The following is a 579-nucleotide window of genomic DNA, read 5'->3' as shown; positions in this document are numbered from 1 at the left end:
CCGTTGCAGATAGACGGCTTCGATCCGAACTTCCACTTCGTCGGGATGACCTTCAATCCGGAGCCATTCACCGACAACAAGGACAAGCATTTCCTGCTGAACGGGCGCAGCTATCCGGATACGGTGACAACCGGGCCGATGCACACACCGGTGGCCGACGGCTCGCAGCACTATTCTCAACCGTTGCCGGCGTTCATCAATATCCCGGCTGGCGGCAAGGCACTGCTTCGGATTTCGGACCTCGATACCACCGAGTTTCAGACGCTCGCATCGCTGGGTATTCCGATGCATGTGATAGGCGTCAATGCCCGGCTGTTGCGCGACATGGCCGGGAACGACATGACCTACAACACGAACTCGATCACGCTTGGTGGAGGGGAGTCCGTCGACGTCATCCTCGACGCGAGCGACACGACGAAGTATGCGCCGGGCGCGAGCTACTACCTGTACACGCCGAACCTCGATCACCTGTCGAACGATGCCGAGAACTTTGGCGGGTTGATGACCGAAGTCCACATCTGCCGCGCGGTTGACCCGAGCACGAAGGCTTGCACCTAGGAGAACAACCGTGGGCAACAT

1 pseudogene is annotated in these 579 nt (G+C 59.2%); it reads left to right on the top strand.

Features of this window, described 5'->3' with window-relative positions:
• Positions 1–558 (top strand): annotated as a pseudogene (locus tag HV670_RS30415) (multicopper oxidase domain-containing protein); the annotation flags it as partial.
• Between the last annotated feature and the right edge of the window lie 21 nt (positions 559–579).

Source organism: Pararobbsia alpina (genome assembly GCF_902859895.1).
Taxonomy (GTDB): Bacteria; Pseudomonadota; Gammaproteobacteria; order Burkholderiales; family Burkholderiaceae; genus Pararobbsia; species Pararobbsia alpina.
This window is presented reverse-complemented; position numbering and strand designations above follow the sequence as displayed.